The organism is Pseudomonas fluorescens (genome assembly GCF_902498195.1).
Taxonomy (GTDB): Bacteria; Pseudomonadota; Gammaproteobacteria; order Pseudomonadales; family Pseudomonadaceae; genus Aquipseudomonas; species Aquipseudomonas fluorescens_BU.
In genome coordinates this window covers 269,470-292,974 of sequence record NZ_CABVIY010000007.1, presented here as the reverse complement: position 1 = coordinate 292,974, position 23,505 = coordinate 269,470, and the positions used below count along the sequence as shown (strand labels likewise).

The window sequence follows — 23,505 nt, the reverse complement described above, 5'->3', positions numbered from 1 at the left end:
GCGGCAGCTCCTACGGGGTTTTGTGTGTAGAGAGCGATACCATTTTGCCAGCGACTATAGCCGGGCTCGCATAGTCATTTAAAGATTAAAAAGTACTTTGCTTATTCCATTTTCTTGAACAGTGCATTGCCGCAGCGCGAGCAGAATGCGGCGCCGTGTTCATGACTGTTTTTGCGGCACACCGGGCAGTCGTGTTGCAGCTGTTCGCCACGCATGGCGTTGGCCAGTTCGGCGGTGAAAATTCCGGTCGGCACGGCAATGATCGAGTAACCGGTGATCATCACCAGCGACGAAACCACCTGGCCCAGCGGCGTCTTCGGCACGATGTCGCCGAAGCCGACGGTGGTCAGGGTCACGATCGCCCAATAGATGCCCTTGGGAATACTGGTGAAGCCGTGCTCCGGGCCTTCGATCACATACATCAGCGTGCCGAACACCGTCACCAGGGTGCAGACGCTGACCAAGAAAACCACAATTTTCTGCTTGCTGCCGCGCAGCGCCGACATCAGGTAGTTGGCTTGCTTGAGGTACGGGCTGAGTTTGAGCACGCGGAAAATCCGCAGCATCCGGATGATCCGGATAATCAGCAGGTACTGGGCATCGGCGTAATACAGGGCGAGGATGCCGGGCACGATCGCCAGCAGGTCCACCAGGCCATAAAAACTGAAGGCGTAGCGCAGCGGCTTGGGCGAGCAGTACAGCCGCAGGATGTACTCGCCGAGGAAGATCACCGTGAAACCCCACTCGATGTACGCCAGCACATCGGCGTAGTTCTTGTGGACGGTGTCGATGCTGTCGAGCATCACGATCACCAGGCTGGCGAGGATGATCAACAGCAAAATGCCGTCGAAGCGCCTGCCGGCCTTGGTGTCGCTCTGGAAAATCATGACGTAGAGCTGTTCACGCCAGTCTTTGTTGCTGCTGTCCATGGAAAACGCCTGACTCAATGATCAGCGCAGCCTAGGTGGATTGTCCTCCAGAGTGCAAGGCGTATGGGTGGCCGTGGCCTTACCGAGGATTTGAACCAGCGTGCGGATCAGCCAGCAGGCGAGGATGAAGGGCGCGGTCAGCGTGGGCAGACCGATGACGGCAAACACCGGCGTCAGCAACAGCGCCGAGGCAATGCCGACCAGTGGCAGCCACGGTTGCTGGCGCTGCGAGCTGAAGGCGAGGGCGGCCAGTATGGCGTTGTAGCCGCCGAGGCCGATCAATGCGCTATAGACGTCGTGATGCCACATGCTCCAGCCCATGCCCGCGACAGACGCCAGCAACGCCCAACAGAACGCGCGGCGATCAGCGATCAGCAAACCCGCGGCAATCATCGCACCGGCCAGCGGATGGCCGAGGAACATCACCTGGCCAAAGCCTTTGAGCGGGGCTGCGAGCATGTTCAGCGCAGTGATCTCGATCAGATGGGCGTCCGTCGACGGTGTGGCGAAGCACAGCAGCAACCAGCCCAGCCCCACGAAGGGTGCCGTGTAGGCCGGCAGGTATTGGCTGACCCGCACGCGCTTGAGCCACTGTTGAGTGATCATCGCGCTCAGGCCGCCAGCGGCGAGGATCAGCGGCGGCAACATCGCTGACCAGGGGAAATACAGGCTCAGTAACAGGCCGAGCAGGACGCCGTTATAGCTGAACAGTCCGGCCTGGCGGTCGGCCTTGGCATAGTTTCGGCGTTGCGCGGTGAGCAATCCGGCGACACCGCCGAGCAGGGCACCGCCGAGCAAGGCAGGCGCGGTGAACAGGATGGCGAGCAGGCACAGCAGGCCGAACAGCGGATGGCGCTGGAGGAAGATCTGGCTGAAGCCGTTGAGCAGGGCAGTCGCCCAATCGGGGCAGTGGGTGTTGAAGTGGTTGGCAGGCATGGCAGTTCTAAAAGTCAGTGAGACCGGGTCGCCTGCTTCGCGAGCAAGCCCGCTCCCACATTGGATTTCTGAACGACGAAATCCAGTGTGGGAGCGGGCTTGCTCGCGAAGAGGCCGGTATGGGCGCTCTAGATCAACGTCTCGATACGCAGAGAGTTAGTCGACCCCGGCTGCCCAAACGGCACACCCGCCGTGATCAACAGCGTGTCGCCGCGCTGCGCCATGCCCTGGGCCTGGGCAATTTCCAGCGCCGTCGAACACACTTCATCCACCTGGCGCAGCCGATCATTGACCACCGAGTGCACGCCCCACGCCACGGTCAGGCGGCGCGCGGTCTGCAGATTGGGCGTCAGGTTGAGAATCGGTACCGTCGGTCGTTCCCGCGCTGCGCGCAGGCTCGAGGTGCCCGATTCGCTGTAGTTCACCAGCACCGCCACCGGCAACACATTGCTGATGCGGCGGATCGCACAGCTGATCGCATCGGACACCGTGGCTTCGGCTTTCGGTCGGCTGACGTCGAGCTGGGCCTGATAGTCCGGACCGTTTTCCACCTGGCGGATGATCTTGCTCATCATCTGCACGGCTTCGAGCGGGTACTCGCCGGACGCGGTTTCCGCCGACAGCATCACCGCGTCGGCGCCTTCGGCCACGGCGTTGGCAACATCGGTGACCTCGGCGCGGGTGGGCGCCGGGGAGAAGCGCATCGATTCGAGCATCTGCGTGGCCACCACCACCGGTTTGCCGAGCTGGCGGCAGGTGCTGATGATGTTCTTCTGGATCTGCGGCACGCTTTCGGCCGGCACTTCCACGCCCAGATCGCCACGGGCGACCATGATTGCGTCGCTCAGCTCGGCGATTTCCCGCAGCTGGGTGACCGCCGAGGGCTTCTCGATCTTGGCCATCAGGAACGCCTTGTCGCCGATCAATGCGCGGGCCTCGCGGATGTCGTCCGGACGCTGTACGAACGACAACGCCACCCAGTCCACGCCCAGTTCCAGGCCGAAGCTCAAGTCGCGGCGATCCTTGGCGGTCAGCGGGCTCAGGTCGAGCACCGCCTGCGGTACGTTCACGCCCTTGCGGTCCGACAGCTCGCCACCGTTGAGTACCGTGGTGTCGATAGCGTCGGCGTACTTGGTGACCACTCGCAGGCGCAGCTTGCCGTCGTCCAGCAGCAAGTCCATGCCCGGCTCCAGCGCGGCGATGATTTCCGGGTGCGGCAGGTTGACCCGGCGCTCATCCCCCGGCGTGGCATCCAGGTCCAGGCGCAGGGCCTGGCCGCGCACCAGTTGCACCTTGCCTTCGGCGAACTTGCCGACCCGCAGTTTCGGGCCTTGCAGGTCCATCAGGATGCCCAGCGGATAATTCAGCTGGCGCTCGACTTCACGGATCCACTGATAGCGCTGGGCGTGGTCGGCGTGATCGCCGTGGCTGAAGTTCAGGCGAAAGATGTTGACCCCGGCCTGCACCAGCTCACGGATGTCGTCGATCCCGTCAATGGCAGGGCCGAGGGTGGCGAGGATTTTGACCTTTTTATCAGGCGTCATGGTGAGGGCTCTCGAGGATCAGGATGGCGCGGAAGTCATTGACGTTGGTGCGGGTCGGCTCGGTGACGATCAGGGCGTCGAGCGCCTCGAAGTAGCCGTATCCGTTGTTGTTGTCCAGTTCGTCGCTGGCGCTCAGGCCCAGGGCGGCGGCGCGGGCGTAGCTGTCCGGAGTCATGATGGCGCCGGCGTTGTCCTCGGAGCCGTCGATGCCATCGGTGTCGCCGGCCAGCGCATACACGCCGGGCTGGCCCTTGAGGCTTTCGGTCAGGCTCAGCAGGAACTCGGCGTTGCGTCCGCCGCGACCATTGCCGCGCACCGTCACTGTGGTTTCACCGCCGGAGAGAATTACGCAAGGCGCCGCCAGCGGCTGGCCGTGCTGCACCACCTGACGGGCGATGCCGGCGTGGACTTTCGCCACCTCGCGGGATTCGCCTTCCAGGTCGCCAAGGATCAGCGGGCTGAACCCGGCCTGACGGCATTTCACCGCTGCCGCTTCAAGGGATTGCTGCGGACGGGCGATCAACTGGAAGTGACTGCGGGCCAGGCTCGGGTCGCCGGGTTTGACGGTTTCCGATTCCGGGCTTTGCAGCCAGGTGCGCACGGAGGCCGGCACCTCGATGTTGTAGCGCTTGAGGATCGCCAGGGCTTCGGCCGAGGTACTCGGGTCGGCCACGGTGGGGCCGGAGGCGATGACCGTGGCGAGGTCGCCCGGTACATCGGAAATCGCATAGGTGTAGACAGTGGCAGGCCAGCAGGCCTTGCCCAGGCGTCCGCCCTTGATCGCCGAGAGGTGCTTGCGCACGCAGTTCATCTCGCCGATGGTGGCGCCGGATTTGAGCAGGGCTTTGTTGATCGATTGCTTGTCGGCCAGCGTGATGCCGGCCGCGGGCAACGCCAGCAATGCCGAACCACCGCCCGACAGCAGGAAGATCACGCGGTCGCTTTCGCTGAGGTTGCTGACCAGTTCGAAGACCCGTTTGGCAACGGCCTGGCCAGCGGCGTCAGGTACCGGATGCGCGGCTTCGACCACTTCGATTTTTTCACACGGCGCGCCGTGACCGTAGCGGGTCACCACCAGGCCGGACACTTCACCCTGCCAGCAGCGCTCGACCACCTGGGCCATGGCGGCTGCGGCCTTGCCGGCACCGATGACAATCACCCGACCGCTGCGGTCGGCAGGCAGATGGGCTTCGAGGACTTGCTGCGGATGGGCCGCGTCGATGGCTGTGGCGAACAGCTCGCGCAGGAATTGTTGCGGATCGACCGACATGGCGGGCTCCCGGATTTCTTGTTATTGGAAGGGCAACACGGTCCAGTGTGGGAGCGGGCTTGCTCGCGAAAGCGGTGTGTCAGTCAACATCCTGTTGAATGTGAGGCCGCTTTCGCGAGCAAGCCCGCTCCCACATGGGGGCAGGGCTTACTGCTTGTCGCGAATCGAGAAGTTCGCCATGTGCTCGAGGCCCTTGATCAACGCCGAGTGGTCCCAGTTGCTGCCACCGATGGCCGCGCAGGTGCTGAACACTTGCTGGGCGTTGGCGGTGTTCGGCAGGTTGATGTTCAGTTCCTTGGCGCCTTGCAGGGCCAGGTTCAGGTCCTTCTGGTGCAGGCTGATGCGGAAGCCCGGATCGAAGGTGCCCTTGATCATGCGCTCGCCGTGCACTTCGAGGATCTTCGAGGAAGCGAAACCGCCCATCAGCGCTTCACGCACCTTGGCCGGGTCGGCACCGTTTTTCGAAGCGAACAGCAGGGCTTCGGCCACGGCCTGGATGTTCAGCGCGACGATGATCTGGTTCGCCACTTTCGCGGTCTGACCGTCGCCATTGCCACCGACCAGGGTGATGTTCTTGCCCATGGCCTGGAACAGCGGCAAGGCGCGTTCGAAGGCATCGGCATCGCCACCGACCATGATGCTCAGGGTCGCGGCCTTGGCGCCGACTTCACCGCCAGACACCGGGGCGTCGAGGTACTGCGCGCCTTTTTCGTTGATCTTGGCGGCGAAGGCTTTGGTGGCGGTCGGCGAGATCGAACTCATGTCGATCACCACTTTGCCCTTGCCAACTCCGGCAGCGATGCCGTCGGCGCGGAACAGCACGTCATCGACCTGCGGGGTATCCGGGACCATGACGATGATGAATTCGGCTTCCTGGGCGACTTCTTTCGGGTTGGCCAAGGCGACGGCGCCGCCGGCGATCAGGTCGGCCGGGGCAGCGTCGTGGTGCGCCGACAGGAACAGGCTGTGACCGGCTTTCTGCAGGTTCGCCGCCATTGGGTGGCCCATGATGCCGGTGCCGATAAATCCGATTTTAGCCATGAGAAAATCCTCTTGTTTTTATTGCTGCTGCTTTTCTGTAGGAGCGAGCCTGCTCGCGATGGACGTCAACGATAATGCGGGCTGTCTGATGCCCCGCGTTGTCTGGGCCTACATCGCGAGCAGGCTCGCTCCTACAGGGGGCTGCGTTAGATTGCGTTATGGGTCTTGAGCCAGTCCAGGCCTGCTTCGGTGGTGGTCAGGGGCTTGTATTCACAGCCGACCCAACCCTGATAACCGATGCGGTCCAGGTGTTCGAACAGGAAGCGGTAGTTGATTTCACCGGTGCCTGGCTCGTTGCGCCCCGGGTTGTCGGCCAGCTGCACATGGTTGATCTCGCCCAGGTGCGACTGCAGGGTGCGGGCCAGGTCGCCCTCCATGATTTGCATGTGATAGATGTCGTATTGCAGGAACAGGTTGGCGCTGCCGACCTGTTCGCGAATCGACAGGGCTTGCGCCGTGTTGTTCAGGTAGAAGCCCGGGATGTCGCGGGTGTTGATCGCCTCCATCACCAGTTTGATGCCCGCCGCCTGCAGCTTGTCGGCCGCGTACTTGAGGTTGGCGACGAAAGTTTTTTCCACGGTGGCATCGTCGACGCCCTGTGGACGAATACCGGCCAGGCAGTTGACCTGGGTGTTGCCCAGCACTTGTGCGTATGCGATCGCCAGGTCGACACCGGCGCGGAACTCAGCAACGCGGTCTGGCAGGCAAGCGATACCGCGCTCGCCCTTGCCCCAGTCACCGGCCGGCAGGTTGAACAGCACTTGGGTCAGACCGTTGGCATCGAGCTTGGCCTTGATGTCGGCCGAGCTGAAGTCGTAGGGGAACAGGTATTCGACACCACTGAAACCGGCCTTGGCGGCCGCTTCGAAACGGGCGAGGAAGTCCTGTTCGGTGAACAGCATGGACAGGTTGGCTGCGAAACGCGGCATGGTGGTCTCCCGTGAATGTGTACAACTCCCCTGTGGGAGTGAGCCTGCTCGCGATAGCGGTATGTCAGTCAACGTTGCTGTTGAATGTGCCGGCCTCATCGCGAGCAGGCTCGCTCCTACAGGGAGAGCGATCAGCTGTTAGTTAATCAAGCAACGAAATCGCAGTCGGTGCGTCGTTGCCAACCAGCGCCAGGTCTTCGAATTCGTTGACGGCGTTGATCTCGGTGCCCATGGAAATGTTGGTCACGCGCTCCAGGATAATCTCGACGATCACCGGCACCTTGAACTCTTCGATCATCTGTTCGGCCTTGCGCAGGGCAGGGGCGATTTCAGACGGTTCGAACACGCGCAGTGCCTTGCAGCCCAGGCCTTCGGCAACGGCAACGTGGTCGACGCCATAACCGTTGAGCTCCGGCGCGTTCAGGTTATCGAACGACAGTTGCACGCAGTAATCCATCTCGAAACCGCGCTGCGCCTGACGGATCAGGCCCAGGTACGAGTTGTTCACCACCACGTGGATGTACGGCAGTTTGAACTGCGCGCCCACCGCCAACTCTTCGATCATGAACTGGAAGTCATAGTCGCCCGACAGCGCGACAACCTTGCGGGTCGGATCAGCCTTGACCACGCCCAGCGCTGCCGGAATGGTCCAGCCCAGAGGGCCGGCCTGGCCGCAGTTGATCCAGTGACGCGGTTTGTAGACGTGCAGGAACTGCGCGCCGGCAATCTGCGACAGACCGATGGTGCTGACGTAGCACGTGTCCTTGCCGAACACCTGGTTCATCTCTTCATAAACACGCTGCGGCTTGACCGGCACGTTGTCGAAGTGGGTCTTGCGTTGCAGGCTGGATTTGCGCTGCTGGCAATCTTGCAGCCAGGCGCTGCGGTTTTTCAGCTTGCCGGCGGCTTGCCATTCGCGAGCGACTTCGATGAACACGGTCAGCGCGGCGGCGGCGTCGGACACGATGCCCAGGTCCGGGGTGAATACGCGGCCGATCTGCGTGCCTTCGATGTCGACGTGAATGAACTTGCGGCCTTCGGTGTACACATCGACCGAACCGGTGTGACGGTTGGCCCAGCGGTTACCGATACCCAGTACCACGTCGGATTTCAGCATCGTGGCGTTGCCATAACGGTGCGAGGTTTGCAGGCCGACCATGCCGACCATCAACGGGTGATCGTCAGGGATGGTGCCCCAACCCATCAGGGTCGGGATGACCGGGATACCGGTCAGCTCGGCGAACTCCACCAGCAAGTCGCTGGCGTTGGCATTGATGATGCCGCCACCGGCCACCAGCAATGGGCGTTCCGCCTGGTCGAGCAGGGCCAGAGCCTTTTCCACCTGAACGCGGGTCGCGCTTGGCTTGGCCAGCGGCAGTGGCTGATAAGCATCGATGTCGAATTCGATTTCGGCCATCTGCACGTCGAACGGCAGGTCGATCAGCACCGGGCCTGGGCGGCCGGAGCGCATTTCGAAAAAGGCTTTCTGGAAGGCGTAAGGCACCTGGCCCGGTTCCAGCACTGTGGTTGCCCACTTGGTCACCGGCTTGACGATGCTGGTGATGTCGACGGCCTGGAAGTCTTCCTTGTGCATGCGGGCGCGGGGTGCCTGGCCGGTAATGCAAAGGATCGGGATCGAGTCGGCCGAGGCGCTGTAGAGCCCGGTGACCATGTCGGTGCCGGCAGGGCCGGAGGTGCCGATGCACACGCCGATGTTGCCGGCCTTGGTGCGGGTGTAGCCCTCGGCCATGTGCGACGCGCCTTCAACGTGTCGAGCGAGGACGTGATCGATGCCGCCGACCTTTTGCAGGGCGGAGTACAGCGGGTTGATGGCGGCACCCGGGATGCCAAAAGCGGTATCGACCCCTTCACGGCGCATCACCAGAACGGCGGCTTCGATTGCTCTCATTTTGCTCATGGTTTTGTGCCTCTTTACGTTTTGTAATTGTATACAAGTGGCTTTGCGCTGAGTGTATTCACGGTGGACGGCGCAGGTCAATCCATTTTCTCAAGCGATCGTTTCATTCGTCGGAAGCCCAATCTAGTGTGGCTTTTCGTCGCATGTGGCGCTTTTCGAAAATTATTGTATACAAAAAAATAATCCATTGTGTTCTATTTGTTGCATCGGACTGCGGCACATACGCGCAGTCCACCGGCTTTCCGAAAAACAAAATGAGGACGGCACCATGAGCGCTTTAACCTTGAAAGTCGCAGTCAACCTGGTCAACGAGGCCATCAACGCAGGACGGGCAATCTCCGCCGCACCCCTGACCATCGCCGTGCTGGATGCCGGCGGCCACCTGATCACCCTGCAACGTGAAGACGGCGCCAGCCTGCTGCGCCCGCAGGTCGCCATCGGCAAGGCCTGGGGCGCCATTGCCCTGGGCAAGGGGTCACGCCTGCTGGCGCTGGACGCCCAGCAACGCCCGGCGTTCATTGCCGCCTTGAACAGCCTGGGCCAGGGCAGCGTCGTGCCGGCACCGGGTGGTGTGTTGATTCGCGATCAGGGCGGGAACGTGCTGGGGGCGGTGGGGATCAGCGGGGATCTGTCGGATGTTGACGAGCAGTGTGCGATCAATGCGATCGAGGCATTGGGGTTGAGGGCGGATGCTGGGGTTGTTGCTTGATCGATGGTTGACTGAACTACCGCTTTCGCGAGCAAGCCCGCTCCCACAGGGGGCTGTGGTGCCACACAAGTTCTGTGAACACCACAAACTACCTGTGGGAGCGGGCTTGCTCGCGAAGGCAATCTCCCAGACACATCCAGTTAAAACCCTGCCCCACCATTCTTTAGCACTGGCCTAGCCTTTCCATGAATTCATCATGAGGAAGGGCAAGGGAATGCCTGATTTATCTGCTTCACACCGCCTGCGCATCGGTCGCTATGCTGAGCAAAATCGCATCTATCTGCTGACTGCCAACACCCTCAAGCGAGAACCTGTTTTCAGGAACTACACCTTGGGTCGGTTGGTGGTCCATCAATTCAGGCAAGCACAGGATGAAGGGTTTGCCGACTCCCTGGCCTGGGTAGTCATGCCTGATCATTTTCATTGGTTGATCCAGTTGAACAAAGGCTCACTGGGGCAACTGATGTGCCAGGCCAAGTCCTTGAGCACCCGCGCAATCAATGCGGCTACCGGCAGAACAGGCAGTCTCTGGCAGCAGGGTTTCCATGATCATGCTTTAAGAAAGGAAGAAGATCTGGTGAGACTGGCTCGGTATGTGGTGGCCAATCCATTGCGGGCGGGGCTGGTGGAAAAACTCGGTGACTATCCGCTGTGGGATGCGATATGGGTTTGATAGAGGAATCGAGTTGCCCCCTTCGCGAGCAAGCCCGCTCCCACATTTGACGGTGTACGCCGATCAAAGGTGGGAGCGGGCTCAGCGATGGGCGCCGCAGCCTACCGATCCGGCTCACACCCCTTGAGCACCAACCGGATGATCGTCTGCGCCGCCGCTTCATAATCCTCTTCATCCAGCCTGGCCTTGCCGGTGATGGCAGTGATTTGCCAGTCGAAGTCGGCGTAGGTCTGGGTCGCGGCCCAGATGCTGAACATCAGGTGGTTGGGGTCGATGGCGGCGATCTGGCCGCGGTCGATCCAGGTCTGGATGCAGTCGATATTGTGCTTGGCCTGACCATTGAGTTGCTCGACCAGGTCCGCGCTGAGGTGCGGGGCGCCGTGCATGATTTCGCTGGCGAACACCTTGGAGGCGAACGGCAAGTCGCGGGAAATGCGGATTTTCGAGCGGATGTAGCCGCTCAGGACTTCGCTCGGCACGCCGTCGGGGTTGAACGGTGTCGAGGCCTGCAGGATCGGCTCGATGATGCTTTCCAGGACCTCGCGATAGAGGTTTTCCTTGGATTTGAAGTAGTAGTAGACGTTGGGCTTGGGCAATCCCGCCTTGGCTGCGATGTCGCTGGTTTTGGTCGCAGCGAAGCCCTTGTCGGCAAATTCTTCACTGGCGGCACGCAGGATCAGTTGTTTGTTGCGTTCGCGGATAGTGCTCATAAACCAGGTGGTTCCTTGCCTGTACTGGCGGTGGCGCATGGTAGCACCGGCCTCGCGAGACGCTCAAGAATGCTCCGCGCGGTGCCGGGCCACGCTATGCTGCACGGCATTCATTAAAGAAGGAAACCCGATTCATGGCAGGAAGCAGTTTGCTGGTGCTGATCGACGACATTGCCGCCGTACTGGACGACGTGGCCTTGATGACCAAGATGGCCGCCAAGAAGACCGCCGGCGTGCTGGGCGACGACCTGGCGCTCAATGCCCAGCAGGTCAGCGGCGTGCGGGCGGAGCGGGAAATCCCCGTGGTCTGGGCGGTGGCCAAGGGTTCGTTCATCAACAAGCTGATCCTGGTGCCGTCGGCCTTGGCCATCAGCGCGTTCATCCCGTGGCTGGTTACGCCATTATTGATGCTCGGCGGCGCTTACCTGTGCTTCGAAGGGTTCGAGAAGCTCGCCCACAAGTTCCTGCACAGCAAGGCCGAGGATCAGGCTGAACATGCCGAGCTGGTCGAGGCGGTGGCAGACCCGGCGGTGGATCTGGTGGCCTTCGAAAAGGACAAGATCAAGGGCGCGATCCGCACCGACTTCATCCTCTCGGCGGAAATCATCGCCATCACCCTCGGCGTCGTGGCCGAGTCAGCGCTGACCCAGCAAGTCGTCGTGCTCTCGGGCATCGCCATTGTCATGACCGTCGGCGTCTACGGGCTGGTGGCGGGCATCGTCAAGCTCGATGACCTGGGGCTGTGGCTGACCCGGAAGCCGGGGCAGGTGGCCAAAAGCATCGGCGCCGGGATTCTGCGTGCGGCACCGTATATGATGAAAAGCCTGTCGGTGATTGGTACGGCGGCGATGTTCCTGGTCGGTGGCGGGATCCTGACGCACGGCGTGCCGGTGGTGCATCACTGGATCGAGAGTGTCAGCGCGGGAGCGGGCGGTGCCGGGTTTATCGTGCCGACGTTGCTCAATGGGGTGGCGGGGATTGTGGCGGGGGCGGTGGTGTTGGTTGGGGTGATGGCTGTCAGCAAAATCTGGAAAGCGCTGAAAGGCTGAGGCCTGAATGCTTTCGAACTGTGGGAGCGGCGGTGCGACGATTCGACTTGCTCGCGAATGCGGTGGGTCAGTCGACACTTGTATTGACTGACCCACCGCATTCGCGAGCAAGCCCGCTCCCACATTATTTACTCGGCAATCTGCAACTTGCGCGATTCGGTGTACACGTAGCGCACCTTCTCGTACTCGAACGGTGAGTTCAGCTGGCCATAGCGGAAGCTGGTCTGATAGCGCTTGTCGACACCGCGCAGGATCCACACTTCCGGATGGTTGGAGCTGACTTCGGCAACGTTGAGGAAGTTGATCGCGTTCTCGGCGCTGAAGTCGACCACCAGCCCGCCCGTGTCGCGCAGGTTCGAAGGACCGAGGATCGGCAGCACAAAGTAGGCGCCGCCGGGTACGCCATAGAAGCCCAGGGTCTGGCCGAAGTCTTCGTTCTGGCGCGGCAGGCCCATGGCCGTGGCCGGGTCCCACAGGCCGGCGATGCCGATGGTGGTGTTGAGCAGCAGTCGCCCGGTGATTTCCATCGAGCGCTGGCCCTTGAACTGCAACAGGCTGTTGAGCAGGTTCGGCACGTCGCCGAGGTTGTTGAAGAAGTTGCTGACACCGGTGCGCAGGAAGCTTGGCGTGATGTAGCGATAGCCATCGACCACCGGCAGGAACACCCATTGATCGAACCGGTAGTTGAAGTGGTAAACGCGACGGTTCCACTCTTCCAGCGGGTCATAGACGTTCAGCGCGCTGAGGGTCGAGCGCTCGAACTCGCGCTGATCCAGCCCCGGGTTGAACTTGAGCTTGCTCAGAGGCTCCTTGAAGCCGTCGCTGTCGACGACCACCGGGGCGTTGGCTTTGCTGTTGTCGGCATTGGCAGCGGTTGCGCAGAGTAACGCGGCGATGAGCAGGAGGTATTTAGCCACGGAAGAACTCCAGCATGGCGTCGCTGTTGACGCGGTAGTTAAGGTTGCCGCAGTGGCCGCCCAGCGGGTAAATGGTCAGGCGATCGCCAAACGTCTTGCGCAGGAAACCAAGGTCGCCCGGACCGAGGATCACGTCGTCGGCGTTGTGCATGACGGCGATTTTCGGGCTGTTGTGCAGGTAGTCCTCAAGCGCATACAGGCTCACCTGGTCGATCAGTTGCAGCAGGCTGCCGCCATCGGTGCGAGCGCGCCACATCGGAATGACTTGTTCGGTGATGTAGCAATCGAAGTCGCACTGCAGCGCACGCTTGAGGTAGGGCGTGAGGCTGGTGCCTTCGGTGATTGGCGTTTTCGGTGGAGTGATGAGGCCGCGGCGGTTGATCAGGTCGGAGGTAAAGGCAATGTCGGCTGCCGAGAAGCGGAACGAGGTGCCGATCAGCATGGCCATCTGTTCGTTGGTCAGGTGCTGCTTGGACTGCTGGAAGTCGTAGAGCAGGGCATCGTTGAGATCGATGTAGCCCTTCTGCTGGAAGTATCGGGTCAGTTTGTTCAGCACCAGCTCATAGAAAGTGGTGGTGTTGGTGATGCCCTTGACCTCGGTCTGGACCAGTCTGTCCAGGTTGGTGATCGAGGTGTAGAGATTGACCGGCGGATTGAGCAGCAGGACCTTCTTGAAGTTGAAGCTGCGGCGGGTTTCGTCCAGGTGCGCGACGAAGGCCGCGTCCAGCGCCCCCAGGCTGTAGCCCGTCAGGTAGTAATCGGTCACCGGCAGTTTCGGGTTTTGCGCGCGCACGGCCTGCATCACCCGGTACATGTCTTCGGCGTCGTCCTTGGTGATGCCGGGCGTGGCAAAGCGCGAGGCGGCGCTGATGAAGTCGAAACTGGTGGGCGACGACAGTTGCACCACGTGGTAGCCGGCCTTGTAGTAAAGCTTCTTCAGGTACTCATTCAGGCTGCTGTCATAGCGCGCGCCGGTACCGGCGATCAGGAAAATCAGCGGTGCGGGTTTGTCCTGGGTGGCGATGCGGTAGGTGAGTTTCTTGACCGCCCAGAAGTTGTCAGGCAGCTCGAATTGGCGCTCCGGGCGCAACGTGACGGTGCGGTCCGATTGATCGATGTCGTCATCGAGCGGCAGGTCCGGGCGCAGGTCCGGCGGCGTCGTGGCGATGGTCGCTTCAAACGGGTTGGTCAAAGGGTAGCCATAACTGGCGGCGTCGATGTCGACCGCCAGTGCGGACGCACTCAATATTAGGCCGCTAAACAGAGCGGCGAAGCGCAAAGAACGGAGCATGACTAAATCCCTTAGAAAAGGTGCCGAATGAAGTTCGCAGGCTATGACCACTGGATTTGCGCCAAAGTGCCATGCATCGGCACCAAACAGGCCTAATTCGGAGTAATAGTAGCTGGACGATACACTTTGCGACGAGGGGATGACCAGTTAACTGTTGTTAGCGCTTGCCTAAGGCTGTCGGGCGATTAAGCTGGGCGCCGTTTTCGCTTATTGGAGTGCTCCATGTCCCGCCGTCTGCCCGTGATTCTGCTGCTCGTTTTGCTGCCGTTATGGCTGGCCGCCAGTTATGGCGCGCGTTATGGATTCATGGAAGATGCGCAGTGGGTGGGCCTCTGCGTGGATGAGGCGAGTCGCTGGGAATGCCAGGTCCGTGCGAACCTGGGCCTGATGATTCACTTCGGGATCCTGGGCTGGAGCGCATTGGTCGCCGCCGTGATCGGTTTCATGCTGCCAGGGCGGGCAGGGTGGTGGCTGGCGGTGCTGGCGCTGGTGCTCGGGTTTCCGGCGCTGGCGCTGTACAACACGACGCTGGCGGTGTTTGCGGTGGTGATTGCGGGGTTGCGATTGGTCAGGGCGTCTGGCGGCGCCTGATAGTCGGTCTTCGCGGGCAAGCCACGCTCCCACAGGAGTCTTCGCCGTACACAAATTCTGTATTCGCTGAGCAACTGTGGGAGCGGGCTTGCCCGCGAAGAGGCCATCAGCCACGCTGTAGATCCCACTGGCAGATCTCTTTCCCTATCAGTTCTGATAGTAGACAGTCGTCCGGTTTACTCCGAATCTAGAAATCCAAACCCCTGGATAAGAAACGGAGCATGGTCATGACGGATGAGCCACTAACGGTGTTATGCCGCTATCAGTACGACCCGACTGATCGACTGGCGAGTTGTGCGCCTATGAGTCAGCAGAGCATTCAGCGCTTTTACCGAAACGATCGGTTGGCCACTGAAATTCAGGGGGGGACGCAACACTCCTTTTTTGAGCATGGAACCCAGGTGCTGGCGCAGCAAAAGCGTGAGGCGGGGAAGGTTGATTGCGCGCTACTGGCGACGGATCTTCAGGGCTCGGTTTTGCATACTGTCGCAGCTGGTCAGCATCAGCAGATCGCTTATTCGGCCTTTGGTCATCGTTCCCCTGAAAGTGGCTTGATCAGTCTCTTGGGGTTCACCGGTGAACGCCGGGATGGGATGACTGGGCACTATCTGCTCGGAAAGGGATACCGCGCGTTCAATTCGGTTTTGAATAGATTCAATAGCCCGGATGATTTGAGCCCGTTTGAGATGGGTGGGATAAATGCGTATGCCTACTGTGGGGGGGATCCGGTCAATTTTGTGGATCCTAGTGGACACAGTCTCGTGCTTGCTTCTTTTTTTAGGTTTCGGGCGCTCACCGCGGGCAATGCTGCATCTGATCTCGTCAGTAAGGGCGTAAACAAATTATCTTCTTCAGCCAAAAAACTTGAAAACCTTGGCACGCAAAACTCTGCACGCTCGATTTCAAATTTTGAGCATTTGCATACTTCTCGGATTGAAGCGCTGGATTTGGCGCTTCCGCAGTCAAGTGATCTAGGAAAGCTGAAGCACGCACTGGCAGAGAGGATGCAAGCGCAAGAAGTCCTGGATTCCGCCAATGAGCAGTACTCAGTGCTTGAGCGTTTTGTCGCATCCCCGCCAAGGAGAAAAGATGGAACAATCGAAGTGGAAAACTTCAATCCGTCAGACATTGTCAATCAACGGGATTACAAGCGGCTTGTTTTTGCTCAACGCAGGGTTGATAGCTCGCAAGCCGCGTTAGACCATGTGAAGAATCAATACTTCGCCAGGTATCCCCGGGACCTCCAAGAGCACATCGCTAAAATTCGGTCAGTCGGAAGACGACGGTCTTTCTAGTGTTTAATCGGCGCTAGTGCAACTCTTGCGAACCCGCAAACTCCTCCACAACGCCGCCACCATCAACCCGCTCACCAGCGCCCAACCCCAGGCCTGCTGGTTCTCCAGCCCTTCGCGATACAGCTGCGGCGCAATGCCGGCGCCGATGATGAAGGTCAGCAAGGCGATTTCCCGGCGCGGCACGCTCACCGGGCGGCACAGGTAGACCAGCGCGGGCACGATGAATGCCACGCTCGGGAAGCTGCGATAGCGCGGGTCGAACACCAGTTCCAGCATCGTGACCGCCGCCGCGAACCCGGCCACTGCCAACAACCAGCCTGATCGACGTTCGAGCACGTTGAATGCCCGTCCACGCCAACCGGTACGAGGGCTTAAGGTCAGCGCGGCGTGGGCCAGCACCAGCAGGTTCAATGCGGTCAGCAGGGCGACCCACAACCACTCGCTGGTAAACCGCGTGGTGACCCGCGCCAGATCGCCCCAGGCGCCAATCGAGCAAGCGGCCAGGGCGCCCAGCAACGGCAACACAAGCGCCGAGCGAGTGCTGCGCACACGACCGCCAAGGAACAGCGCGCCGACAAAAATCAAGGCACCGACTGCCAGCCACTGCGACCAGTACGGCACGTTCGTCACTGGCCCGGCCAGTACGCCCTTGTCCTGGCGATCGGCATCGAACAGCCCCCAATACCCGCCCACCGCACCTTCGCTGGCGCGTTTCCAGGGTTGGTCGAAGGCCTCGATCAGGTTGTAGTGCCAGCCTTGCTGCTCGGCCATGGCGACAAAACCGCGAATGAACTTGGCTTCATTGACCCGGCTCGGCAGCGCTGTTTCACGCTGGCGGCCTTCGCTCGGCCAGCCGGTTTCACCGATCATCACGTCCTTGGGCGCGAACTTGTTGCCGAACACCTGGCGGACTTCGGCCACGTGTTGCAGCGCCGCGTCGATGTTGGAAGGGTCATCTTCCCAGTACGGCAGCAAGTGAATGGTCAGGAAATCCACCGCCGGTGCGATTTCCGGGTGCTTGAGCCAGAACTCCCAGACGTCGGCATAGGTGACGGGCTGTTTGACCTGGCTTTTGACTTTGGTGATCAGCCTGGCCAGTTGCGCGCCGGTGAGTTCCTTGCGCAGCAGGGTTTCGTTGCCGACGATCACCGCGGTCACCACGTCCGGGTTGGCGTTGGCCGAGGCGATCAGCAAGTCGACTTCTTTTTCGGTGTCCACCGGATTGCTGTTGACCCAGGCGCCGATCATCAGCTTCAACCCGTGCTTGCGCGCCAGATCGGGCAGGGCATCGAGGCCGGTCATGGAGTAGGTGCGGATACACTCGAAGTTCTTTGCCAGTAGTGCGAGGTCGGCGTCCATGCGCTCGGGGCGCAGGTTGAACGGCACGTCGAACGGCGATTGGTCCTTGTCGAACGGGGTGTAGGACGCGCATTGCAGCTTGTGCGTCGGGGTCGCGGCGTCCGGCAGGATCACTGGCTTGCCGAGCCCATACCAGAAGCCACAGAGGGCAAAAAGCCCCAGCAGGCAGGCGAACAGATAAGCAAAAAAAGGAAAGCGAAATGTCGCGGGCATGGTCAGGCCGTCTGGGAGCAAAGCGGCGCATGTTACCTGCATTTGTCGCGGGCTTGGTGGCCCGCATGAATTTGACATGCAAAGTTCGGGCGGATTGCCTGAGGCGTATGTCTGGCGCGGGATTAATGGCGTTCTGATGTCGTTTCTCGATGCCTTGAGGTCGCTGGCAGAAAAGGTCGCCACGAGCGTCAGGTTGATTATCGAGGCGTCAGTACCCTCGTTGATAAATCGCGCTGATGATCGATCGGGTTTGCGGTGGGCGTGATGGGGGCGCTGTGCACCATAACAATACGTTGACGCGACTCGGCATCCGTCGAGCGCAGCACTTTCGGGGAAGTAACGATGAAGATGCGACGACTTTTAGGTGCAGGTGCCGTTCTGGCGCTTGCGATGGGCTCCACACTCGCCAGCGCTGAAACCAAGACCTTGAGCATCGGTTACGTTGACGGCTGGTCCGACAGCGTCGCAACGACTCACGTGGCGGCTGAAGTGATCAAGCAGAAGCTCGGTTATGACGTGAAGCTGCAAGCCGTCGCTACCGGCATCATGTGGCAGGGTGTGGCCACCGGCAAACTCGACGCCATGCTGTCGGCCTGGCTGCCGGTGACCCACGGCGATTACTGGGCCAAGAACAAGGATCAGGTCGTCGACTACGGCCCGAACTTCAAGGACGCGAAAATCGGCCTGATCGTGCCGGAGTACGTCAAGGCGAAGTCACTTGAAGATCTGAAAACCGACGACAGCTTCAAAAAACGCATCGTCGGCATCGACGCCGGTTCAGGCGTGATGCTCAAGACCGAGCAGGCCATCAAGGACTACGACCTGACCGGCTATCAGCTCAAGGCCAGTTCCGGCGCCGGCATGATTGCCGAGCTGACCCGTGCCGAGAAGAAAAACGAATCCATTGCCGTGACAGGCTGGGTGCCGCACTGGATGTTCGCCAAGTGGAAACTGCGCTTCCTGGACGACCCGAAAGGCGTGTATGGCGCGGCTGAAACCGTGAACAGCATCGGCAGCAAAGAACTGGCGACCAAGGCACCGGAAGTGGCCAAGTTCCTGAAGAACTTCCAGTGGTCTTCGAAAGACGAAATCGGCGAAGTCATGCTGGCGATCCAGGAAGGCGCCAAGCCAGAAGCGGCGGCGAAGGATTGGGTGGCCAAACACCCGGAGCGCGTGGCTGACTGGACCAAGTAATCTGAGGTCAGGCCTGCATACCCTGTAGGAGCTGCCGCAGGCTGCGATCTTTTGATCTTGCTTTTAAAGCGAAAGTCAAAAGATCGCAGCCTGCGGCAGCTCCTACAGTCATGTTGGAGGCCTGCAAATTGTTTCCTGCTGGTAAATGGCGAATACGTCATGTGGTTCTAAGACTAAGGTCGTCTGGAACCTGCCCCGCAGCCGCATAGAGTGGATACCGTTCCAACTAAATCTGTGCTGCGAGGATAAAAACAATGAACGACAGCATTTACCTCTCGATTCAAAACAGCCCGCGCTTCAAGGAGCTGGTTAGCAAGAGGGAACGATTCGCCTGGATTCTTTCGGCGGTCATGCTAGGGCTTTACTCTGGATTCATCCTTTTGATTGCCTACGGGCCGCAGGTGCTGGGGGCGAAAATAAGCCCTGAGTCCTCGATTACCTGGGGTATACCGATCGGTGTCGGGCTGATTGTTTCGGCCTTCATCCTGACCGGGATCTACGTGCGACGCGCCAATGGCGAATTCGACGACCTGAACAATGCGATTCTCAAGGAGGCTCAGCAATGATCCGGCGTCTAATGGCTCTATTGAGCATCGCAGCCTTCGCACCTGGCGCCTGGGCCGCTGACGCCCTGACCGGCGCCGTGCAGAAGCAACCGCTTAACGTTTCCGCGATCGTGATGTTTGTCGCGTTCGTCGGCGCAACCCTGTGCATCACCTACTGGGCGTCCAAGCGCAACAAGTCGGCGGCCGACTACTATGCGGCGGGCGGCAAAATCACCGGTTTCCAGAACGGTCTGGCGATTGCCGGTGACTACATGTCGGCGGCGTCCTTCCTGGGTATTTCAGCGCTGGTGTTCACCTCCGGCTACGACGGCCTGATCTACTCGATCGGCTTCCTGGTGGGTTGGCCGATCATCCTGTTCCTGATCGCCGAGCGCCTGCGTAACCTGGGCAAATACACCTTTGCCGACGTAGCGTCCTATCGCCTGGGCCAGACCCAGATCCGTTCGCTGTCCGCGTGCGGTTCGCTGGTGGTGGTGGCGTTCTACCTGATCGCGCAAATGGTCGGTGCCGGCAAGCTGATCCAGCTGCTGTTCGGCCTCGATTACCACGTAGCGGTGATCCTGGTCGGTATCCTGATGTGCGCCTATGTGCTGTTCGGCGGCATGCTGGCGACCACCTGGGTACAGATCATCAAGGCTGTCCTGCTGCTGTCCGGCGCTTCCTTCATGGCGCTGATGGTGATGAAGCATGTCAACTTTGACTTCAACGCGCTGTTCTCCGAGGCGATCAAGGTTCACCCTAAAGGTGAAGCGATCATGAGCCCGGGCGGCCTGGTGAAAGATCCGATCTCCGCGTTCTCCCTGGGCCTGGCACTGATGTTCGGTACCGCTGGCCTGCCGCACATCCTCATGCGCTTCTTCACCGTGAGTGATGCAAAGGAAGCCCGCAAGAGCGTGCTGTACGCAACCGGCTTCATTGGTTACTTCTACATCCTGACCTTCATCATCGGCTTCGGCGCGATCCTGCTGGTCAGCACCAACCCGGCCTTCAAAGATGCGGCGGGTGCGTTGTTGGGTGGTAACAACATGGCGGCGGTGCACCTGGCCAATGCGGTCGGTGGCAGCATCTTCCTGGGCTTCATTTCGGCGGTGGCGTTCGCGACCATCCTGGCCGTAGTGGCCGGCCTGACCCTGGCCGGTGCGTCGGCGGTGTCTCACGACCTGTACGCCAGCGTGATCAAGAAAGGCAAGGCCAACGAGAAGGATGAAATCCGCGTCTCGAAAATCACCACCATCGCCCTGGCGGTGCTGGCAATCGCGCTGGGCATCCTGTTCGAAAGCCAGAACATCGCGTTCATGGTGGGCCTGGCGTTCTCCATCGCGGCGAGCTGCAACTTCCCGGTCCTGCTCCTTTCCATGTACTGGAAAAAGCTGACCACCCGTGGCGCCATGATTGGCGGCTGGTTGGGCCTGGTGAGTGCGGTGGGCTTGATGATCCTTGGCCCAACCATCTGGGTGCAGATCCTGCATCACGAGAAGGCGATCTTCCCGTACGAGTACCCGGCGCTGTTCTCGATGATCATTGCCTTTGTCGGTATCTGGTTCTTCTCGATCACTGACAAGTCCACTGCGGCTGACAACGAGCGTGCGCTGTTCTTCCCGCAGTTCGTTCGTTCGCAGACTGGCCTGGGGGCGAGTGGGGCGGTTTCGCACTAACGGTAGCTGCAAGCTACAAGTTCAAAGCGGCAAGCAAATGCCCCGGTCGAGAGACCGGGGCATTTTTTATTGGGCGGTTATCGGATGCTTTAACGTTAACCGTTCCCATGCGCTGCGTGGGAATGCATCCCGTGACGCTCCGCGTCGCCAGTGCGCAGGGTTCAAACCTTGCGTCGTCAGCGGAACGCGGAGCGTCCCTGGTGGCATTCCCACGCAGCGCATGGGAACGATCAGCGCGTGAGTGCTGATGTGACGCAAACAAAAACGGCCTCTATTTATATAGAGGCCGTTCTCGGTACAGCTAAGACGTTATCGCAAGACAGGTCTTATTTGCGGTCTTCCAGCTTGGTGATGTCACGCGACTCGTAGCCGGTGTACAACTGGCGCGGGCGGCCGATCTTGTACGGGCTGGAGAGCATTTCTTTCCAGTGGGAGATCCAGCCGACGGTCCGCGCCAGGGCGAAGATCACGGTGAACATGCTGGTTGGAATGCCGATCGCCTTGAGGATGATCCCCGAGTAGAAGTCGACGTTCGGGTACAGCGAGCGTTCGATGAAGTACGGGTCGGTCAGGGCGATCTCTTCCAGGCGCATGGCCAGTTCGAGTTGCGGATCGTTCTGGATGCCCAGTTCCTTCAGCACTTCGTCGCAGGTCTGCTTCATGACGGTAGCGCGTGGGTCGCGGTTTTTGTAAACGCGGTGACCGAAGCCCATCAGCTTGAACGGATCGTTCTTGTCCTTGGCCTTGGCGATGTACTTGTCGATGTTCGAGACATCGCCAATTTCATCGAGCATGGTCAGTACGGCTTCGTTGGCGCCGCCGTGGGCAGGGCCCCACAGTGCAGCGATACCGGCGGCGATACAGGCGAACGGGTTGGCACCCGAAGAGCCCGCCAGGCGCACGGTGGACGTCGATGCGTTCTGCTCGTGGTCGGCATGGAGGATGAAGATCCGGTCCATGGCCTTGGCGAGCACCGGGCTGATCGGTTTGATCTCGCACGGGGTGTTGAACATCATGTGCAGGAAGTTTTCCGCGTACGTCAGGTCGTTGCGCGGGTACATCATGGGTTGGCCCATGGAGTACTTGTAGACCATCGCTGCCAGGGTCGGCATCTTGGCAACCAGGCGGATCGCGGAGATTTCGCGATGCTGCGGGTTATTGATGTCCAGGGAGTCGTGGTAGAAGGCCGAAAGGGCGCCAACTACGCCGCACATCACGGCCATTGGGTGAGCGTCGCGACGGAAGCCGTTGAAGAAGGTCTTCAGCTGCTCGTGAACCATGGTGTGGTTCTTCACGGTGCTGACGAACTGGGCCTTCTGTTCTGCGGTCGGCAATTCGCCGTTGAGCAGCAGATAGCAGGTTTCCAGGTAGTCCGACTTTTCAGCCAGCTGTTCGATCGGGTAGCCGCGGTGCAGCAGGATGCCGTTGTCGCCGTCGATATAGGTGATCTTCGACTCGCAGGAGGCGGTCGACATGAAACCAGGGTCAAAGGTGAAACGGCCCGTGGCCGTCAAGCCCCGAACATCGATAACATCGGGACCAACGGTGCCGGTTAAAATGGGCAGCTCGACGGGGGCTGCGCCCTCGATGATCAACTGCGCTTTTTTGTCAGCCATGTGGCCTCCTATTTATGCTTGAAATCATCAGACAGACCCCCCACGCAGGGCCCGCACCACTATAGTGAGATAAATTCGAATGTCAATTTGCCTAAAGTCTTGCTCCAGAAGGCTTTAACCCGACTTTTTTCTCGAAATTGCCTGCCATTTACGCCTTTTATACGAGTTGTGCAATCAGCTATTTGGGCTAGGCGTTTGCGTTGTCATTAGTAGCCTAACTGTCTATACTCGGCAGCCGACCGCCAAGGGCTTTTGGGCTTGCGTTATTGGGGGTCGCCTCCCTGGGTGGTGGTTACCTGACCAGTGCACTCCCCAACAACTTTGCCCTGATTGTTAGGGGCTCTTCAGTGTGAAAAAAAAGCCGTGAAAAGCCAACGACCTGTAAACCTAGACCTAAGGACCATCAAGCTCCCCATCACCGGCGTTACGTCGTTTCTTCACCGTGTTTCCGGCATCATCCTCTTCCTGGGCCTCGGCTTCATGCTTTATGCATTGGGCAAATCCCTGGGTTCCGAGGAAGGCTTTGCCGACGTGAAGGCAACCTTGACCAGCCCTCTGGCCAAGTTCGTAGCATGGGGCCTCCTATCCGCTCTGCTGTATCACCTGGTTGCCGGTGTGCGCCATTTGATCATGGACATGGGCATTGGCGAGACGCTGGAAGGCGGCCGCCTGGGCTCGAAAATTATCATCGCCGTTTCCGTGGTGTTGATCGTTCTGGCAGGAGTTTGGATATGGTAACCAGCGTTACGAACCTTTCGCGTTCGGGCCTCTATGACTGGATGGCGCAGCGTGTGTCTGCGGTTGTTCTCGCGGCTTATTTCATCTTCCTGATCGGATACCTCGCAGCGAATCCGGGCATTGGCTTCGACCAATGGCATGGCCTGTTCGCTCACAACGGGATGCGTATCTTCAGTCTGCTGGCCCTTGTTGCCCTAGGCGCTCACGCCTGGGTCGGCATGTGGACCATCGCGACCGACTACCTGACGCCGATGGCGCTGGGCAAGTCCGCGACTGCAGTACGTTTCCTTTTCCAGGCAGTATGCGGCGTTGCGATGTTCGCTTACTTCGTCTGGGGTGTGCAGATTCTCTGGGGTATCTGA

The 23,505-nt window shown here is 60.1% G+C and carries 22 protein-coding genes; 10 read left to right on the top strand and 12 right to left on the bottom strand.

From position 1 onward, the window contains the following. Nucleotides 1-101: 101 nt before the first annotated feature. The 7 genes from F8N66_RS25120 to gcl form a co-directional block, all read right to left on the bottom strand. Nucleotides 102-929, bottom strand: coding sequence for an ion transporter (locus F8N66_RS25120; protein WP_150772717.1), 828 nt, complete (start codon nt 927-929; stop codon nt 102-104). A gap of 21 nt (nt 930-950) precedes the next feature. Continuing rightward, nucleotides 951-1,865 carry an urea transporter gene (locus F8N66_RS25115; protein WP_150772716.1) on the bottom strand — a complete coding sequence of 305 codons (915 nt, stop codon included), beginning with the start codon at nt 1,863-1,865 and terminating at the stop codon, nt 951-953. A 128-nt stretch (nt 1,866-1,993) separates the two neighbouring features. Beyond that, a complete protein-coding gene (gene pyk / locus F8N66_RS25110) occupies nt 1,994-3,409 on the bottom strand; it encodes a pyruvate kinase (protein ID WP_150772715.1) in 1,416 nt (471 codons plus the stop codon). Next, the gene (locus F8N66_RS25105; RefSeq protein ID WP_150772714.1) at nt 3,399-4,679 is read right to left on the bottom strand and encodes a glycerate kinase; all 1,281 of its coding nucleotides are present in this window, start codon (nt 4,677-4,679) and stop codon (nt 3,399-3,401) included. Before F8N66_RS25105 ends, pyk begins: the two co-directional genes overlap by 11 nt. A gap of 147 nt (nt 4,680-4,826) precedes the next feature. Further along, nucleotides 4,827-5,720, bottom strand: a complete 894-nt coding sequence (locus tag F8N66_RS25100; protein WP_150772713.1) for a 2-hydroxy-3-oxopropionate reductase — start codon at nt 5,718-5,720, stop codon at nt 4,827-4,829. Nucleotides 5,721-5,866: 146 nt separating this feature from the next. Then, the gene (gene hyi, locus F8N66_RS25095) at nt 5,867-6,649 is read right to left on the bottom strand and encodes a hydroxypyruvate isomerase (RefSeq protein ID WP_150772712.1); all 783 of its coding nucleotides are present in this window, start codon (nt 6,647-6,649) and stop codon (nt 5,867-5,869) included. A gap of 142 nt (nt 6,650-6,791) precedes the next feature. Beyond that, nucleotides 6,792-8,567, bottom strand: coding sequence for a glyoxylate carboligase (gene gcl / locus F8N66_RS25090; protein ID WP_150772711.1), 1,776 nt, complete (start codon nt 8,565-8,567; stop codon nt 6,792-6,794). 268 nt (nt 8,568-8,835) lie between these two features. Here gcl and F8N66_RS25085 point away from each other — a divergent pair, with 268 nt between their 5' ends. Both F8N66_RS25085 and F8N66_RS25080 read left to right on the top strand, forming a co-directional pair. Further along, nucleotides 8,836-9,276 carry a GlcG/HbpS family heme-binding protein gene (locus tag F8N66_RS25085; protein WP_137805427.1) on the top strand — a complete coding sequence of 147 codons (441 nt, stop codon included), beginning with the start codon at nt 8,836-8,838 and terminating at the stop codon, nt 9,274-9,276. A 214-nt stretch (nt 9,277-9,490) separates the two neighbouring features. Next, nucleotides 9,491-9,949, top strand: a complete 459-nt coding sequence (locus F8N66_RS25080) for an REP-associated tyrosine transposase (RefSeq protein WP_150772710.1) — start codon at nt 9,491-9,493, stop codon at nt 9,947-9,949. 101 nt (nt 9,950-10,050) lie between these two features. On the opposite strand, the gene F8N66_RS25075 is transcribed toward F8N66_RS25080, so the two are convergent. Continuing rightward, nucleotides 10,051-10,659, bottom strand: a complete 609-nt coding sequence (locus tag F8N66_RS25075; protein WP_150772709.1) for a TetR/AcrR family transcriptional regulator — start codon at nt 10,657-10,659, stop codon at nt 10,051-10,053. Between the two features lie 134 nt (nt 10,660-10,793). Here F8N66_RS25075 and F8N66_RS25070 point away from each other — a divergent pair, with 134 nt between their 5' ends. Continuing rightward, nucleotides 10,794-11,708 carry a DUF808 domain-containing protein gene (locus tag F8N66_RS25070; protein ID WP_150772708.1) on the top strand — a complete coding sequence of 305 codons (915 nt, stop codon included), beginning with the start codon at nt 10,794-10,796 and terminating at the stop codon, nt 11,706-11,708. 128 nt (nt 11,709-11,836) lie between these two features. On the opposite strand, the gene F8N66_RS25065 is transcribed toward F8N66_RS25070, so the two are convergent. Next, nucleotides 11,837-12,625, bottom strand: a complete 789-nt coding sequence (locus tag F8N66_RS25065) for a VacJ family lipoprotein (protein ID WP_150772707.1) — start codon at nt 12,623-12,625, stop codon at nt 11,837-11,839. After that, a complete protein-coding gene (locus tag F8N66_RS25060; protein ID WP_150772706.1) occupies nt 12,618-13,916 on the bottom strand; it encodes a serine/threonine protein kinase in 1,299 nt (432 codons plus the stop codon). The genes F8N66_RS25065 and F8N66_RS25060 overlap by 8 nt, the downstream gene beginning before the upstream one ends. A gap of 222 nt (nt 13,917-14,138) precedes the next feature. Between F8N66_RS25060 and F8N66_RS25055 the strand changes: the two genes are divergently transcribed. Next, nucleotides 14,139-14,507 carry a hypothetical protein gene (locus tag F8N66_RS25055; RefSeq protein ID WP_150772705.1) on the top strand — a complete coding sequence of 123 codons (369 nt, stop codon included), beginning with the start codon at nt 14,139-14,141 and terminating at the stop codon, nt 14,505-14,507. A 227-nt stretch (nt 14,508-14,734) separates the two neighbouring features. After that, entirely contained in the window at nt 14,735-15,802 is a 1,068-nt protein-coding gene (locus F8N66_RS25050) for an RHS repeat-associated core domain-containing protein (RefSeq protein ID WP_150772704.1), read from the top strand. Nucleotides 15,803-15,805: 3 nt separating this feature from the next. Here F8N66_RS25050 and F8N66_RS25045 read toward each other — a convergent pair whose 3' ends face one another. After that, a complete protein-coding gene (locus F8N66_RS25045) occupies nt 15,806-17,416 on the bottom strand; it encodes a beta (1-6) glucans synthase (RefSeq protein ID WP_150772703.1) in 1,611 nt (536 codons plus the stop codon). 300 nt (nt 17,417-17,716) lie between these two features. Here F8N66_RS25045 and F8N66_RS25035 point away from each other — a divergent pair, with 300 nt between their 5' ends. The 3 genes from F8N66_RS25035 to F8N66_RS25025 all read left to right on the top strand — a co-directional run bounded on the left by F8N66_RS25035 (nt 17,717) and on the right by F8N66_RS25025 (nt 20,789). Beyond that, entirely contained in the window at nt 17,717-18,568 is an 852-nt protein-coding gene (locus F8N66_RS25035) for a glycine betaine ABC transporter substrate-binding protein (protein WP_150772701.1), read from the top strand. 254 nt (nt 18,569-18,822) lie between these two features. Next, a complete protein-coding gene (locus F8N66_RS25030; protein WP_150772700.1) occupies nt 18,823-19,134 on the top strand; it encodes a DUF485 domain-containing protein in 312 nt (103 codons plus the stop codon). Continuing rightward, on the top strand, nt 19,131-20,789 hold the full coding sequence (locus tag F8N66_RS25025) for a cation acetate symporter (RefSeq protein WP_150772699.1): 1,659 nt from the start codon (nt 19,131-19,133) through the stop codon (nt 20,787-20,789). The genes F8N66_RS25030 and F8N66_RS25025 overlap by 4 nt, the downstream gene beginning before the upstream one ends. Before the next feature lie 326 nt (nt 20,790-21,115). Here F8N66_RS25025 and gltA read toward each other — a convergent pair whose 3' ends face one another. After that, nucleotides 21,116-22,405, bottom strand: a complete 1,290-nt coding sequence (gene gltA, locus F8N66_RS25020; protein ID WP_075948473.1) for a citrate synthase — start codon at nt 22,403-22,405, stop codon at nt 21,116-21,118. A gap of 363 nt (nt 22,406-22,768) precedes the next feature. Between gltA and sdhC the strand changes: the two genes are divergently transcribed. Together sdhC and sdhD are read left to right on the top strand one after the other, a co-directional pair. Next, entirely contained in the window at nt 22,769-23,143 is a 375-nt protein-coding gene (gene sdhC, locus F8N66_RS25015) for a succinate dehydrogenase, cytochrome b556 subunit (RefSeq protein ID WP_033052382.1), read from the top strand. After that, nucleotides 23,137-23,505, top strand: coding sequence for a succinate dehydrogenase, hydrophobic membrane anchor protein (gene sdhD, locus F8N66_RS25010; RefSeq protein WP_083348458.1), 369 nt, complete (start codon nt 23,137-23,139; stop codon nt 23,503-23,505). Before sdhC ends, sdhD begins: the two co-directional genes overlap by 7 nt.